Source organism: Streptomyces sp. NPDC126497 (genome assembly GCF_040302425.1).
GTDB lineage: Bacteria > Actinomycetota > Actinomycetes > Streptomycetales > Streptomycetaceae > Streptomyces.
In genome coordinates, this window is the sequence record NZ_JBEORT010000030.1 from 1 (window position 1) to 478 (window position 478).

Below are 478 nucleotides of genomic sequence, written 5' to 3' on the forward strand. Positions count from 1 at the left end.
GACCGGCCGCGCGCCGGGCCGGTGCCGGAGCACGGCGGTCCGTCCCACCGGAGCACGCCCGGTGGCCGCCGTCGGCCCTCCTCCCCGCCGCACCCTCCTTGTCGTCCCCGAACCGGGGCACAAGAACCACAGGAACGGGGAGACCGCGACGGCGGCACCGCCCCGCGGACACCGGACGGCCGGAGGGATCATGCCTCAGATCGACGTCAGCAAGGTCAGCCGCTGGGACCTGCACGGCCGCGAGTACGTCGTGCGCGTCCAGCGCGCCGGCGCACAGCGGACGCTCCGTTGCGACACCTGCGGCTGGCGCGGGGGCGCCCGGTTCCTGCCGTGGTTCAAGGCGCAGGAACACCTCCTGGAGGCCCACCAGGCGGCGGTGGACCCGTCGACCCGACGGGCGTCCACGACGAGACCCCCGGTGCCGGGGCCCAGACTGGGCCCGCCCCCGGGGGGCCCCGAAGGCCGGGCCCCCCCGCGG

Annotated in this window: 1 pseudogene; it reads left to right on the top strand. The window is 77.6% G+C overall.

Annotation, left to right across the window (positions count from 1 at the left end):
* Positions 1 to 190: 190 nt before the first annotated feature.
* Positions 191 to 388, top strand: a pseudogene (locus tag ABTY20_RS15500) (hypothetical protein); the annotation flags it as partial.
* Positions 389 to 478: the final 90 nt, after the last annotated feature.